General features: G+C 74.9%; 13 protein-coding genes. 8 read left to right on the top strand and 5 right to left on the bottom strand.

All coding sequences use genetic code 11. The annotated features are described in order from the left end of the window. Positions 1–12: 12 nt before the first annotated feature. Together AC0VYN_RS13630 and AC0VYN_RS13625 are read right to left on the bottom strand one after the other, a co-directional pair. Entirely contained in the window at positions 13–438 is a 426-nt protein-coding gene (locus tag AC0VYN_RS13630; protein ID WP_385466491.1) for a PPOX class F420-dependent oxidoreductase, read from the bottom strand. A 53-nt stretch (positions 439–491) separates the two neighbouring features. Continuing rightward, positions 492–1409, bottom strand: a complete 918-nt coding sequence (locus AC0VYN_RS13625; RefSeq protein ID WP_475536203.1) for an NAD(P)-dependent oxidoreductase — start codon at positions 1407–1409, stop codon at positions 492–494. 147 nt (positions 1410–1556) lie between these two features. Here AC0VYN_RS13625 and AC0VYN_RS13620 point away from each other — a divergent pair, with 147 nt between their 5' ends. Continuing rightward, on the top strand, positions 1557–2021 hold the full coding sequence (locus AC0VYN_RS13620; protein WP_475536202.1) for a type II toxin-antitoxin system PemK/MazF family toxin: 465 nt from the start codon (positions 1557–1559) through the stop codon (positions 2019–2021). Here AC0VYN_RS13620 and AC0VYN_RS13615 read toward each other — a convergent pair. Further along, the gene (locus AC0VYN_RS13615; protein ID WP_475536201.1) at positions 2006–2845 is read right to left on the bottom strand and encodes a TIGR02452 family protein; all 840 of its coding nucleotides are present in this window, start codon (positions 2843–2845) and stop codon (positions 2006–2008) included. The genes AC0VYN_RS13620 and AC0VYN_RS13615 overlap by 16 nt on opposite strands. Positions 2846–3134: 289 nt before the next feature. Between AC0VYN_RS13615 and egtA the strand changes: the two genes are divergently transcribed. Genes egtA through egtD form a run of 4 tightly spaced genes read left to right on the top strand, consistent with a single transcriptional unit; the run spans position 3135 to position 7577 of the window. Next, positions 3135–4433: an ergothioneine biosynthesis glutamate--cysteine ligase EgtA gene (egtA, locus tag AC0VYN_RS13610; protein WP_475536200.1), complete on the top strand. Its 1299-nt coding sequence runs from the start codon at positions 3135–3137 to the stop codon at positions 4431–4433. Then, on the top strand, positions 4430–5809 hold the full coding sequence (gene egtB, locus AC0VYN_RS13605) for an ergothioneine biosynthesis protein EgtB (RefSeq protein ID WP_475536199.1): 1380 nt from the start codon (positions 4430–4432) through the stop codon (positions 5807–5809). The genes egtA and egtB overlap by 4 nt, the downstream gene beginning before the upstream one ends. After that, positions 5809–6618: an ergothioneine biosynthesis protein EgtC gene (gene egtC, locus AC0VYN_RS13600; RefSeq protein WP_475536198.1), complete on the top strand. Its 810-nt coding sequence runs from the start codon at positions 5809–5811 to the stop codon at positions 6616–6618. Before egtB ends, egtC begins: the two co-directional genes overlap by 1 nt. Continuing rightward, entirely contained in the window at positions 6615–7577 is a 963-nt protein-coding gene (gene egtD, locus AC0VYN_RS13595; protein WP_475536197.1) for an L-histidine N(alpha)-methyltransferase, read from the top strand. Before egtC ends, egtD begins: the two co-directional genes overlap by 4 nt. A gap of 29 nt (positions 7578–7606) precedes the next feature. Here the strand turns inward: egtD and AC0VYN_RS13590 are convergent, their stop codons facing one another. Next, a complete protein-coding gene (locus tag AC0VYN_RS13590) occupies positions 7607–8872 on the bottom strand; it encodes an extracellular solute-binding protein (RefSeq protein ID WP_475536196.1) in 1266 nt (421 codons plus the stop codon). Positions 8873–9151: 279 nt separating this feature from the next. Between AC0VYN_RS13590 and AC0VYN_RS13585 the strand changes: the two genes are divergently transcribed. Next, positions 9152–9367: a dodecin gene (locus tag AC0VYN_RS13585; protein WP_385466518.1), complete on the top strand. Its 216-nt coding sequence runs from the start codon at positions 9152–9154 to the stop codon at positions 9365–9367. Between the two features lie 51 nt (positions 9368–9418). Here the strand turns inward: AC0VYN_RS13585 and AC0VYN_RS13580 are convergent, their stop codons facing one another. After that, a complete protein-coding gene (locus AC0VYN_RS13580) occupies positions 9419–9910 on the bottom strand; it encodes a phosphatase domain-containing protein (protein ID WP_475536195.1) in 492 nt (163 codons plus the stop codon). An 87-nt stretch (positions 9911–9997) separates the two neighbouring features. Here AC0VYN_RS13580 and AC0VYN_RS13575 point away from each other — a divergent pair, with 87 nt between their 5' ends. Together AC0VYN_RS13575 and AC0VYN_RS13570 are read left to right on the top strand one after the other, a co-directional pair. Next, positions 9998–11017, top strand: a complete 1020-nt coding sequence (locus AC0VYN_RS13575; protein WP_475536194.1) for an LLM class flavin-dependent oxidoreductase — start codon at positions 9998–10000, stop codon at positions 11015–11017. 53 nt (positions 11018–11070) lie between these two features. Further along, positions 11071–13416 (top strand): ATP-binding cassette domain-containing protein, encoded by a 2346-nt coding sequence (locus AC0VYN_RS13570; RefSeq protein WP_475536193.1) that lies wholly within the window; start codon positions 11071–11073, stop codon positions 13414–13416. Positions 13417–13449 lie beyond the last annotated feature (33 nt).

The following is a 13449-nucleotide window of genomic DNA, read 5'->3' as shown; positions in this document are numbered from 1 at the left end:
CCGGGCCGGCCGTCAGGTCGACGCCTGGTCGCTGTCCTTCAGCGAACCCCAGCCGTGCCAGCGCTCGACCTCGATCCACGCGCTGACCCGGGCGCGGACCCGGTCCGGGTAGGAGTTGCCCGTGTAGTGCGTGGAGAGCCGGTCGATGTCGGCCAGGCCCTCGTCGTCGCGGGTCTCGGTGACACGGCCGATGAGGGTGACGTGCGTGTACCAGTCGTCGCCGTCCAGGACGGTGAGCGTCACCCGCGGGTCGCGGCGCAGGTGCTTGAGGCGTACCCGGCCCTCGTCGAGGCTGATCAGGACCCGGCCGTCGTCCTCCCACAGGTACCAGGTGGGTGTGGAGACGGGGCTGCCGTCCGAGCGGAGCGTGGCCATCACGCACGGGTTGGGACGGCGCAGCAGGTCGACGGCCTCGGGCGGCAGCGGGGGCTTGGACATGAGAACTCCTTCGCGTAGTGGTCGTTCGGAGGCCGCTTCGGCGTTCCGTTTCCTCAGTTCGTCCGGTACCCCGGGCGCGCCCGGTCGGACGCCTGTCCGTCGAAGCTGGCGAAGTAGGCCGCCGCCATGTCCTCGTCGCCGTGGCCCTGGGCCGCGGCGCGCTCCAGGCGCTCCGCGGTCGCGGCGGCGACGTCCAGGCGCACGCCGTTGCGCTCGCCCGCCTCGACGATCAGCCGGGCGTCCTTCGCGGCGGTGGTGACGGCGAACTGGGCCGGGGTGAGGGCGTCGTCACGGATCAGGGCGGCCTTGGCGCGCAGGTATCCCATGTCGAGAGGGCCGCCGGCGATGGCGTCGAAGAAGCCGTCCGGGTCCACGCCCAGCGCCTGCGACAGCGCCAGGACCTCGCCGACCGCGCCGGTGGCGGCGAGGACCCAGCTGTTGGCCACGAGCTTGAGCCGGGTGGCGCTGCCGGCGGCACCGTCCTCGCCGGTCCACACCGTGCGGGAGCCGACCGCGTCGAAGACGGGCGCCACCGTGTCCCGCGCGCCGGCCGGGCCGGCGGCCAGGACGAGCAACTGACCGGCCTCGGCGGGCTGCCGGGTGCCGAGCACGGGGGCGTCGAAGAAGACGAGGCCGTGCTCGCGGGCGAAGGCGGCGAGGTCCGCGAGCGCGTCGAGGCCGGCGGTGGTCGACTGCACCCACGCGGCGCCGGGGCGCAGGCCGGGGGCGGCGCGGCGCATGACGTCCAGGGCGGCCGGGCCGTCGTACAGCATGGTGAGGACGACGCCGGCGTCCCGCACCGCCTCCTCGGGGCTGCCGGCGACGTGCACGCCGTCGGCGGCCAGCGGCTCGGCCTTGTCCCGGCTGCGGTTCCAGGCGCGGACGGCGAGTCCGGCGCGGGCGAGGTTGCGGGCCATCGCCGCGCCCATGATGCCGGTGCCCAGGACGCACACGGTGAGCTTGTCGGTCATAGCGTCGGCTTCCTGTTCTGGTGCTCGTGCGGAGGGTGGCCGAGTGCCAGCCTGCCATCCCGCCGCGGGCCGCGCCGACCGGCCGTCCCGCCGCGGGCCGCGCCGACCGGCCGTTCCGCCGCGGAACGCGTCGCGTACGGTACGGCCGTGGACGCCTACACCCGCGGGACCGATGACAGCGACGCCCTTGTGCCCGGCCGCCACGGCCCCTCCGCGACGACGGAGGCGGACCCGCGGGGCGTGGGCCGGGTGCGCACCGAGTACTCGCCCGCGCACGACGGGGACCCGGATCCGGGCGAGATCGTCTGGACGTGGGTGCCGTACGAGGAGAACGACGGGCGGGGCAAGGACCGGCCGGTGCTCGTCGTCGCACGGGAGGCGGCGGGCACGGTGCTCGCGGTGCAGCTCTCCAGCAAGCGGCACGACGGGGACCGGGAGTGGGTGCGCATCGGCAGCGGGCCCTGGGACCGGTCGGGGCGGGATTCCTGGGTCGCGGTGGACCGGGTGCTGCGGCTGCACGACGCCGGGATGCGCCGTGAGGCCTGCGCGCTGGACCGGATGCGCTTCGGGCTCGTACGGCAGCGGCTGCGGGAGCGCTACGGCTGGAGCTGACGCCCGTCGGCGGCGGCCTCCGGGAAGGCCCGGGCGAACGCCGCGCGGACGGTGCCGCCCGGCGAGCGGTCCAGGATGCCGAACGTCACCCGTTCGAACGACGACTCGAAGCGCCCGCCGGGTCCGAGCAGCGTCCGGAACGCGCCCGCGACCCGGGCCGGGTCGTTGCGGAACACGCCGCAGCCCCAGGCGCCGAGCACCAGCCGCCGGTAGCCGTGGGCGGCGGCCGTCTCCAGCACCCGTTCGGCCCGCACGGCCAGCGCGGGACCCAGCTCGCCGGCGCGCTCCGGTGCGGTCCGCAGCACCACGCCCGCGTTCGGTGCGGCGGCGGTGAGGAATCCGGCCGTGTACGGCTGCTCCAGCAGCACTCCGCGGTCGTCGCGGAAGACCGGCACGGCGGGTGAGTGGACGACCCGGTCCGTGTAGAACGGGTCGCGGTGGGCCCGGTGGTGGTCGTAGAAGGCGCGGGCCCGCAGCAGGCAGGTGTACAGGGCGGAGGCCCGGCACAGGGCCTCCTCCTGGGCCTGGGCGCCGTTGAGGTAACCGCCGCCGGGGTTGCGGGCGGAGGCGAAGTTCAGTACGGCGACCTCGCCGCCGAGCCGGCGGGCGGCCTCCGGGCTGCTCTCGCCCGTGACCTCGAAGACCGTGGCCACCGGGGCGGACGGTGGCACCGCGACCGGTCCCGGACCGTGCATCCGGGTGCCCTCGCGGGCCGCCTCGACCGCCGCCGCGATCCGCACCTCGCGTCCGCCGGGCGTGCGGTAGCCCCCCGCCGCGACGATCTGCTCGGTCTCCTTCGCGATGCCGCGCAGGCGCGCGCTCATGGCGCCACCCCCGTGGACGCCGTGACCGCGCGCCGGGCGGCCTCCCCCGTCGTGCTCATGCGGGAATCCTGGGCGATGCTGGTGATGCGGCGCAACGGGATTTCCCGGCCCGGGCAACGACGGGGAGAAGCCCCCGGAAACGGTCGGGTCGTGGAGATGCCCGAGATGGAACGTCCCGATATGCACCCTTGTGCGGAGCGGCGCGAGGGTCTTGGGTGGGACGAGTGTGCCGACCCGGCCCACCCCGAACAGGGTCGGCGACATGGTGGAATCTCAGGAGGATCCCGACATGTCCGATGCGGTAAGCGGCTGTACGCGGCCGCGCACCCCCGTCACGGAAGCCGAGGCCGAGGCGCTGGTCCAGGGCATCTGCTTCAAGACCGGCCCGCCCGCGCGCCTCGGCGTCGAGGTGGAGTGGCTGATCCACGAGCCGCGCGCGCCGTGGCTCCCCGTGACATCCGAACGACTCGAAGCGGTCTACGCCACGCTGCGGACCGTGCCCCTCGGTTCGGCGCTGACCGTCGAACCCGGCGGCCAGCTGGAACTGAGCTCGCTGCCCGCCGCCTCCCTGACGGAGTGCGTCCGCGCCGTCTCCGCCGACCTCGACGCCGTCCGGGCGGTCCTGGGGAAGGAGGGGCTCGCCCTGGTCGGCCTCGGTCACGAGCCCCGGCACTCCCCCCGCCGGTTCCTGCGCCAGGCGCGGTACGACGCCATGGAGGCCTGCCTCGACCGCACCGGGTCCGCGGGCCGCTTCATGATGTGCGCCACCGCCTCCGTGCAGGTGTGCCTGGACGCGGGGCACGAGGAGCCCGGCACGCTCGGTCACGTCCGCCGCTGGTGGCTCGCCCACCAGCTGGGCGCGGTCCTGGTGGCGGCGTTCGCCAACTCCCCGCTGTCCGGCGGCCGGCCCACCGGCTGGCGGTCCACGCGGCAGCTGCGGTGGACGCAGATCGGCACCGGCCGGGCGGGCGGCCCGCCCCTGGACGCCGACCCGCGCCGCGCCTGGGCCCGCCACGTGCTGGACGCCCCGGTGATGTGCGTACGCAGGGACCGCGGCCCCTGGGACGTGCCCGAGGGCATGACCTTCCGCGAGTGGACCAGGACCCGGTCGCCCGGAGCCCCGACCGAGGAGGATCTCGACTACCACCTCACCACGCTGTTCCCGCCGGTCAGACCGCGCGGGCACCTGGAACTGCGCATGATCGACGCGCAGCCCGGGGACGACGGCTGGATCGTGCCGCTCGCCGTGACGGCGGCGCTGTTCGACGACCAGGAGGCGTCGGAGACCGCCTACCGGGCCGTGAAGCGCCTCACCGAGCGCACCCTCGGCCTGTCCGCCCCGCACAACCCGCTGTACCGGGACGCGGCCCGCGACGCCCTCACCGATCCGGAACTGCGGGACGCGGCCGCCGTGTGCTTCGCGGCGGCGCTCGACGCGCTGCCCCGGCTCGGCGCCACCACCGGGGTGACGGACGCCGTCGCGGCGTACCTGGACCGCTATGTCGCCCGGGGCCGCTGTCCCGCCGACGACCTGCTGGACGCGCACGACGGTGCGGGCCACGGCCCGCACGGGAGGGAGACCCCATGACCGACTCCGCCACGGACACCCCCCGCGGCCCGGCCACGGGCCCCGCCGCCGAGCCCGCGGCCGGCCCCCGGCCGGGCCCCGAGACGCTGCGTGAGCGGGCGCTGGCCACGCTCGTCACGGCACGTGACCGGACCACGCTGCTGACCAGTTGCGTGGAGGGCCCCGACCTGACCGCCCAGGTGTCGCCGCTGATGTCCCCGCTGGTGTGGGACCTCGCGCACATAGGCAACCAGGAGGAGCAGTGGCTGCTGCGCGCCGTCGGCGGGCAGGAGGCGATACGGCCCGAGATCGACAGCCTGTACGACGCCTTCGAGCACCCGCGCGCCGAACGCCCCGCGCTGCCGCTGCTGCCGCCGGACGAGGCCCGCCGGTACGCGGCGGACGTACGCGGCCGGGCCCTGGACGTGCTGGAGGGCGCCGTGTTCCACGGCACGCGGCTGACGGAGGCGGGCTTCGCCTTCGGGATGATCGCCCAGCACGAGCAGCAGCACGACGAGACCATGCTGATCACCCACCAGCTCCGCAGGGGCCCGCAGGCCCTGACCGCCCCGGACCCGGAGCCGGTGCCGCTGTTCACCGGTCCGGCGGAGGTCCTGGTGCCGGGCGGCCCGTTCACGATGGGCACCTCGGACGAGCCGTGGGCCCTGGACAACGAACGGCCCGCGCACCGGCGTGAGGTGGCCCCGTTCCTCATCGACACCACGCCGGTGACGAACGCCGCGTACCAGGCGTTCATCGAGGACGGAGGCTACTCGGATCCGCGCTGGTGGGCGCCGGAGGGCTGGGACCACATCCGGCGCCACTCGGTCACGGCCCCGCTGTTCTGGCGCCGGGACGGCGGGCAGTGGCTGCGGCGCCGCTTCGGCGTCACCGAGGTGGTGCCGCCCGACGAGCCGGTGGTGCACGTGTGCTGGTACGAGGCCGACGCGTGGGCCCGCTGGGCCGGGCGGCGGCTGCCCACCGAGGCCGAGTGGGAGAAGGCCGCGCGGTACGACCCGGCCGGTGACCGCTCCATGCGCTATCCGTGGGGCGACGACGACCCGGGCCCGGAGCACGCCAACCTCGGTCAGCGGCATCTGCGCCCGGCACCCGCGGGCAGCTATCCGGCCGGCGAGTCCCCGCTCGGCGTACGGCAGTTGATCGGCGACGTCTGGGAGTGGACGTCGAGCGACTTCGCGCCGTACCCCGGCTTCCGGGCGTTCCCGTACCGGGAGTACTCGGAGGTGTTCTTCGGGCCGGACCACAAGGTGCTGCGCGGCGGTTCGTTCGCCGTGGACGCGGTGGCCTGCCGAGGCACCTTCCGCAACTGGGACTACCCGATCCGGCGGCAGATCTTCTCCGGCTTCCGCACCGCCCGCACCGCGGAGGCCTCCTGATGTGCCGTCATCTGGCGTACGTCGGCCCCCCGGAGCCGCTGGGCCGCCTCCTGGTGGAGCCGGAGCACGCCCTGTACCGCCAGTCCTGGGCCCCCCGGCACCAGCGGTACGGCACGGTCAACGCCGACGGGTTCGGCGTCGGCTGGTACGCGGAGGGCGACCCGGTGCCGGCACGCTACCGCCGGGCCGGGCCGATCTGGGCGGACCGGTCCTTCGCCGACCTGGCCCGGGTGGTGCGCGCCGGCGCGCTGCTGGCCGCGGTACGGGACGCGACGCTGGCGGGTGCCGACGCGGAGGCCGCGGCGGCACCGTTCGCCGCGGGACCCTGGCTGTTCAGCCACAACGGCGCGGTGGCGGGCTGGCCCGGGTCGCTGGACCGGGTGGCGGGGACCCTGCCGGCGGGTGACCTGCTGTCGCTGGAGGCCCGCAACGACTCGGCGCTCGTGTGGGCCCTGGTCCTGCACCGGCTGCGCGCCGGGGGCACCGGCCCCCGGGCACTGGCCGACACGGTGCTGGAGGTCGCCGCGGCCTCCCCCGCCTCGCGGCTGAACCTGCTGCTCACGGACGGCGAGACCGTCGCGGCCACCGCCTGGGGCGACACCCTCTGGTACCTGGCCCGGCGTGGCGGCGGCACGGTCGTCGCCTCCGAGCCGTACGACGACGACCCGCACTGGCAGGAGGTCCCCGACCGCACCCTGCTCGCGGCGAGCGGCACGGACGTGCTGCTGACCCCCCTCGAGGACCCGCGCGAGAACACCCTGGTACCCGCGGCCACGGCCGCCCCGGCTGCGAAGGAGCCCCGCACGTGAGCCCGTTCCGCCTCACCCGCACGCTGCCCGAGGACACCACGGACGCCGCCCTGCGCGCCGACGTCCGGACGGGCCTGACGAGTGACCCCAAGTCACTGCCGCCGAAGTGGTTCTACGACGCCCGGGGCAGCGAGCTGTTCGAGGAGATCACCGGGCTGCCCGAGTACTACCCCACCCGGGCGGAGCGGGAGATCCTCGTCGACCGGGCCGGCGAGGTCGCCGCCGCGACCGGCGCCCGCACCCTGGTCGAGCTGGGCTCGGGCTCGTCGGAGAAGACCCGGCACCTGCTGGACGCGCTGACCGGGCTGGAGGCGTACGTGCCGGTCGACGTCAGCGAGAGCGCGCTCACGCAGGCCGGGCGGGCGATCGCCGCCGAGCGGCCGGGGCTGGATGTGCACGCGCTGATCGCCGACTTCACCGCCGGGATCACGCTCCCGGACACGCCCGGTCCCCGGCTGGTGGCGTTCCTCGGCGGCACGATCGGCAATCTGCTGCCCGCCGAGCGGGCCGCGTTCCTGGCGTCCGTCCGTGCGCTGCTCGCGCCCGGCGACGCGCTGCTGCTGGGCACGGACCTGGTGAAGGACGAGCGGGTGCTGGTGCGGGCGTACGACGACGCGGCCGGGGTGACGGCCGCGTTCGACAAGAACGTCCTGGCCGTGATCAACCGCGAACTGGAGGCCGACTTCGTGCCCGCGGCCTTCGACCACGTCGCGGTGTGGGACGCGGAGCGGGAGTGGATCGAGATGCGGCTGCGCTCGCGCACGGCGCAGACGGTGAAGATCCAGGCGCTCGACCTGGCCGTGGACTTCGCCGCCGGCGAGGAAGTGCGCACCGAGGTGTCCGCGAAGTTCCGCCGCGAGGGCGTGCGGACGGAACTGGCGGCGGCCGGCCTGGACCTCACCCACTGGTGGACCGACGGCGAGGGATGCTTCGCGCTGTCGCTGAGCCGGGCGCGCTGAGCCGGACGCGCCCGGGGCCCGGCGCCGCGTCAGCGGGCGTTGGGGTCCAGGAGCGCGGTGACGCGGTCGGAGGCCCGCTCGGCCTCCGGCCGTGCCTCGGCGCCCTTGAGCACCTTGGTCATGTACTCCTTGATGGGGTTGTCCGCCTCGACGGCACCCCACAGGGGGGTGCCGGGGGTCGCCCGGCCCCGGGCCGCGCCGGCGGCCATCGCCTCGACCCCGTCCTCGCCGGCGACGTCCGCGGCCAGCGACTTCTTGTTGGGGACGTAGTTCATGGTGCGGGCCAGGTCGGTGTTCCACTTGGCCGAGGTGAGGGCCTCCAGCACGGCGACGGCGCCGTCCCGGTCGTCGGTGTTCTCCGGTACGACGAGGTCGGATCCGCCGGTGAACACGGCCCCGGGCGCGTCGGCGCTCTTGCCGGGCACGGGGAAGAAGCCCAGCTTGTCCTTGAGGCCGGGGTTCTCGCGCAGGATGGACTGGGCGAGCCCCGGCACGGCGATGATCTGGGCGATCCGGCCCTTGGCGAACACACCGGCCTGCGGGGGGTGTTCCTCGTCGGCGTCCACGGGTCCCTCGCCCAGGGCCTGGAGTTCGCGGTAGAAGTCCATGCCGCGCAGGGCGGCCGGGCTGTCCAGCGCGCCGGTCCAGGCGCCACCGCTCTCCTTGGCCAGGTCGCCGCCCTCGTCCCAGATGAACCCGGCCAGCGTGTACCAGTCCTGTCCGGCCAGGTAGATGCCCTGGTCGGTGCCGTGGTCGAGCTTCTCGGTGGCGGTCAGCCACTCGTCGCGGGTACGCGGCGGTCCGGTGACGCCCGCCTGCTCGAACATGTCCTTGCGGTAGATGACGACGCGGTTGGCGGCGTACCAGGGGATGCCGAACTGCTGGGACAGGTACTCCCCCGGTTCGGCGAGGCCGGGCAGCCAGTCGCGGATCCCCCAGTCCCGCATCGACTCCAGCGTCAGGTCCTTCAGCCGGCCGCCCTCGGCGTACTGCGGGACCTGGGTGTTGCCGACCTCGATGACGTCCGGCTGCGCGTCGCCGCCGTCGGACTTCAGCGCGGTCTGCACCTTCTCGCCGACGCCGGTCCACTCCTGGATGCGGATGTCGAGTTCGAGGCCGGGGTGTTCGCGCTCGAAGTCCTCGGTGAAGCGCTCGAGGAAGTCGTCCGAGGCACTGCCCTTCATCAGCCACACGGTGACGGCGCGCCGCCCGCCGCCGCCGTCCGAGGACATCAGGCCGCAGCCGCCGAGCAGGGTGGCGGAGGCACAGACAAGGGCGAGGAGGCGACGTCTCACGAGGGGTCCTTCTGGTCGAACAGGTGTCGGTGACGGACCGGTGGGTCCCGCGCACGCGAAGGGAAACCCGACGTGGGGGGACGAGCGTGAGGCTCGTACGGGTGTAGGGGATTTTGGTATGGACCAATGCACAGGTCAAGGGGGAGGCTCGAACGGGACGGGGGCGGGGACGGCCGGAGGGGACGCCGACGTCTCGCGCTCCGCCGCCGCGTGGGGCACGGTGGAGTGACGCACGGCACACGCGTCACCGCCACCGGCCCCCGGGAAGGGAGCACCCGCATGTCGAACCACACCTACCGGGTCACCGAGATCGTCGGCACCTCGCCCGACGGCGTCGACCAGGCCGTCCGCAACGCCATCGGCCGCGCCTCGCGGACCCTGCGCAACCTGGACTGGTTCGAGGTCACCCAGGTGCGCGGCCAGATCGAGGAGGGCGAGGTCGCCCACTGGCAGGTGGGGCTGAAGGTCGGTTTCCGCCTGGAGGAGTCGGACTGACGCCCCGGCGGGTGCCGGCGAGGCGCGCGGCGACGGCGGGTGCCGGGGCGGTCAGGTACGCCCCTGGCGCTCCTGGGCGTCCTTCAGCTCGGCCGACCCGGCGGCCCAGTCCGCGCGGACGACGGTGAAGCCGGCCCGTTCGGCGTCGTCGCACACCAGCGCGTCGTCGTCGACCAGGACGCGGATCTCCCGGGTGCGGGCGAGCCGCCGCAGGATCTCCAGCTTGGTGCGCCGGGCGGGCCGGCGGTCGGCGTTGCCCCGCATGTACACCCGCCCCTCGGGGAGCCCCTGCGCGGCCAGCCAGTCGAGCGTGTCGCGCCGGCAGCGCTCGGGCCGCCCGGTCAGGTAGACGATCTCGCACTCCCCCGCGCTCGCGCGCACCAGCGCGATGCCCTCCGGCAGCGGCGGGTCATGGGGCGCGGCGGCGAAGAAGGCGTCCCAGTCACGCGGCCGGCGCTCCAGGAAGCGCTGCCGGTGCGCGGTGCCGGCGAGGGTGTTGTCCAGGTCGAACACGGCCAGCGGAGGCCTGCTGCTGTCGGTCACGCCCCCACCCTAGGGCCGTCGCGCCCGGCGGGCCGACCGCGCGCCCGGGGCCGGGAATCCTGACGCCTCGCACGCGTTGAACCCGATGTGAGCTCAGTGATCGCGACGACCCGCTTCTCCGTCCTCGACCGCTCCCGCGTCCGCGAGGGCGGCACCGGCGCCGAGGCGCTGCGCGACACCGTGTCACTGGCGCGGGAGGCGGAGCGGCTCGGCTACCACCGGTTCTGGGTGGCGGAGCACCACGGCGTGCCCGGAGTGGCCGGCTCGGCGCCGACGGTGCTGGCCGCCGCCGTCGCCGCCGCCACGCGCCGCATCCGGGTCGGCACCGGCGGCGTGATGCTGCCCAACCACCGGCCCCTGGTCGTCGCCGAGCAGTTCGGCGTGCTGGAGTCGCTGTTCCCGGGCCGGATCGACATGGGCCTCGGCCGGTCGGTGGGCTTCACCGACGGCGTGCGCAGGGCGCTGGGCCGCGGCAAGGACGACGCCGAGGACTTCGACGCCCAACTGGCGGAGCTGCTGGGCTGGTTCCGGGGGACGTCCCCCACGGGTGTGCACGCCCGCCCCGCGGAGGGACTGACCGTACCGCCGTTCGTCCTGGCCATGGGCGAGGGCGCGGCCGTCGCCGCCCGCGCGGGCCTGCCGATGGTCATCGGCGACCTGCGCGACCGCGACCGGATGCTGCGCGGCATCGACCGCTACCGCGCGGCCTTCCGCCCCTCCGGGTGGAGCCGGGAGCCGTACGTCGTCGTCTCGGGCACCGTGGCCGTGGCCGGCACGCCGCAGGCCGCCCGGCGCCTGCTGCTCCCGGAGGCCTGGTCCATGGCCCACGCCCGCACCCGCGGCACCTTCCCGCCGCTGCCGCCGGCCGAGGACGTCGAGGCCCGGTCGATGACCGCCAGGGAGCGCGAGCTGTACGAGTCCGGCCTGGCCGGTCACATCGCGGGCACCGAGGAGCAGGTCGCCGGCGAGCTGGAGGCGCTCCTGAGGGCGACCGGCGCCCAGGAAGTGCTGGTGACCACCAGCACCCACGACCGCGAGGCCCTGCTGGACTCCTACCGGCGGCTCGCCCGGGTCACCGGCGCGGACACGCGAGCCGACCCGGCATAGAATCGCGGGGTTTGTCCCACCGGCCGTGACCGAAGACCGTACGGAGTTCCCCGATGCACAGCCCCCACGACCCGTACGTCCGCGTCCGCGGCGCCCGTGAGCACAACCTCAGGGGCGTGGACGTCGACGTCCCGCGGGACGTGGTGGCCGTGTTCACCGGCGTGTCGGGCTCCGGCAAGTCGTCGCTCGCCTTCGGCACCGTCTACGCGGAGGCGCAGCGGCGCTACTTCGAGTCGGTCGCGCCCTACGCCCGCCGGCTGATCCAGCAGGTCGGCGCGCCGAAGATCGGCGAGATCACCGGACTGCCTCCGGCCGTGTCGCTCCAGCAGCGCCGGGCGGCGCCGACGTCCCGTTCGTCGGTCGGCACGGTCACCAACCTGTCCAACTCCCTGCGGATGCTGTTCTCGCGCGCCGGGGAGTACCCGCCGGGCGCCGCGCGGCTCGACTCGGACGCCTTCTCGCCCAACACGGCGGCCGGGGCGTGCCCCGAGTGCCACGGGCTCGGCCGGGTGCACCGTACGACCGAGGAACTGCTCGTCCCCGACCCGTCGCTGTCGATCCGGGACGGCGCCGTCGCGGCGTGGCCCGGCGCCTGGCAGGGCAAGAACCTGCGGGACGTCCTCGACGCGCTCGGCCACGACGTGGACCGGCCGTGGCGCGAGCTGCCCGCCGAGGAGCGGGAGTGGATCCTGTTCACGGACGAGCAGCCGGTGGTCACCGTGCACCCGGTGCGGGAGGCCGGCCGCATCCAGCGGCCGTACCAGGGCACGTACATGAGCGCCCGCCGGTACGTGATGAAGACGTTCTCGGACTCGAAGAGCGCGACGCTGCGGGCGAAGGCCGAGCGGTTCCTCACCAGCGCGCCCTGCCCGGTGTGCGGCGGCGGCCGGCTGCGGCCGGAGGCCCTCGCGGTGACCGTGGGCGGCCGCGGCATCGCCGAGCTGGCCGCGCTGCCGCTGACGGAACTCACCGGGCTGCTGCCGACGGGCGACGAGACGGCACGGGTGCTCACGGCCGACCTGACCTCCCGCATCACGCCCGTCGTCGAGCTGGGCCTCGGCTATCTGAGCCTCGACCGCCCCGCACCCACGCTCTCGGCGGGCGAGCTGCAACGGCTGCGGCTGGCGACCCAGCTGCGCTCCGGGCTGTTCGGCGTCGTCTACGTCCTCGACGAGCCGTCCGCGGGCCTGCACCCGGCGGACACCGAGGCCCTGCTGACGGTGCTGGAGCGGCTGAAGTCGGCGGGCAACTCGGTGTTCGTGGTGGAGCACCACCTCGGGGTGATGCGCGGCGCCGACTGGATCGTGGACGTCGGTCCGCGGGCGGGCGAGCACGGCGGGCGCGTGCTGTACAGCGGTCCGGTGGCCGGGCTCGCCGAGGTCGCGGAGTCGGCCACCGCCCGCCACCTCTTCGACCGCTCCCCCGCTCCCGTCCGCGAGGTGCGCCGGCCCCGGGGCACCCTGACGGTCGGGCCGGTCACCCGGCACAACCTGCACGGGGTGAGCGCCGAGTTCCCCCTGGGCGTGCTCACGGCGGTGACCGGCGTGTCCGGATCCGGGAAGTCGACGCTCATCGGCGCCGTCACCCAGGAGTCGCCGGGTGTGGAGCGGCTGGTCTCCGTGGACCAGAAGCCGATCGGCCGCACCCCGCGGTCCAACCTGGCCACGTACACGGGCCTGTTCGACGTCGTGCGCAAGGTCTTCGCCGCCACCGACGCGGCACGCGAACGGGGGTACGGCGTCGGCCGGTTCTCCTTCAACGTGCCGGGCGGACGCTGCGAGACCTGCCAGGGCGAGGGGTTCGTCAGCGTCGAGCTGCTGTTCCTGCCGAGCACCTACGCGCCGTGCCCGGACTGCGGCGGAGCGCGCTACAACCCCGAAACGCTCGAAGTGGCGTACCGGGGGCGGAGCATCGCCGAGGTACTGGACCTGACCGTGGAGGGCGCGGCGGAGTTCTTCACGGACACGCCCACGGTGGCGCGGAGCCTGGCCGCGCTGCTCGACGTCGGTCTCGGCTACCTGCGGCTCGGCCAGCCCGCGACGGAGCTGTCCGGCGGGGAGGCGCAGCGCATCAAGCTGGCGAGCGAGCTCCAGCGCGGCCGCCGCGGCCACACCCTGTACCTCCTGGACGAGCCGACCACCGGTCTGCACCCGGCCGATGTCGAGGTGCTGATGCGGCAATTGCACGGCCTGGTGGACGCCGGGCACACGGTGATCGTGGTGGAGCACGACATGGCCGTGGTGGCGGGTGCCGACTGGGTGATCGACCTGGGGCCGGGCGGTGGCGACGCGGGCGGGCGGATCGTCGCCGCGGGCCCTCCGGCCGAGGTGGCGGGGGCGGCGGGAAGCGCCACCGCGCCGTACCTGGCCGAGGTCGTGCACGGCGGGCCGCGCCGGTGAGACCGTTCCACCGGCGCGCGCCCCGCCGGACGG

This window comes from Streptomyces sp. 63XJN7_1_ISO-PGPR-S23-121, from assembly GCF_056173025.1.
Note: the sequence above shows the minus strand (reverse complement) of the source record. Positions and strands in the feature narration are given on the sequence as shown.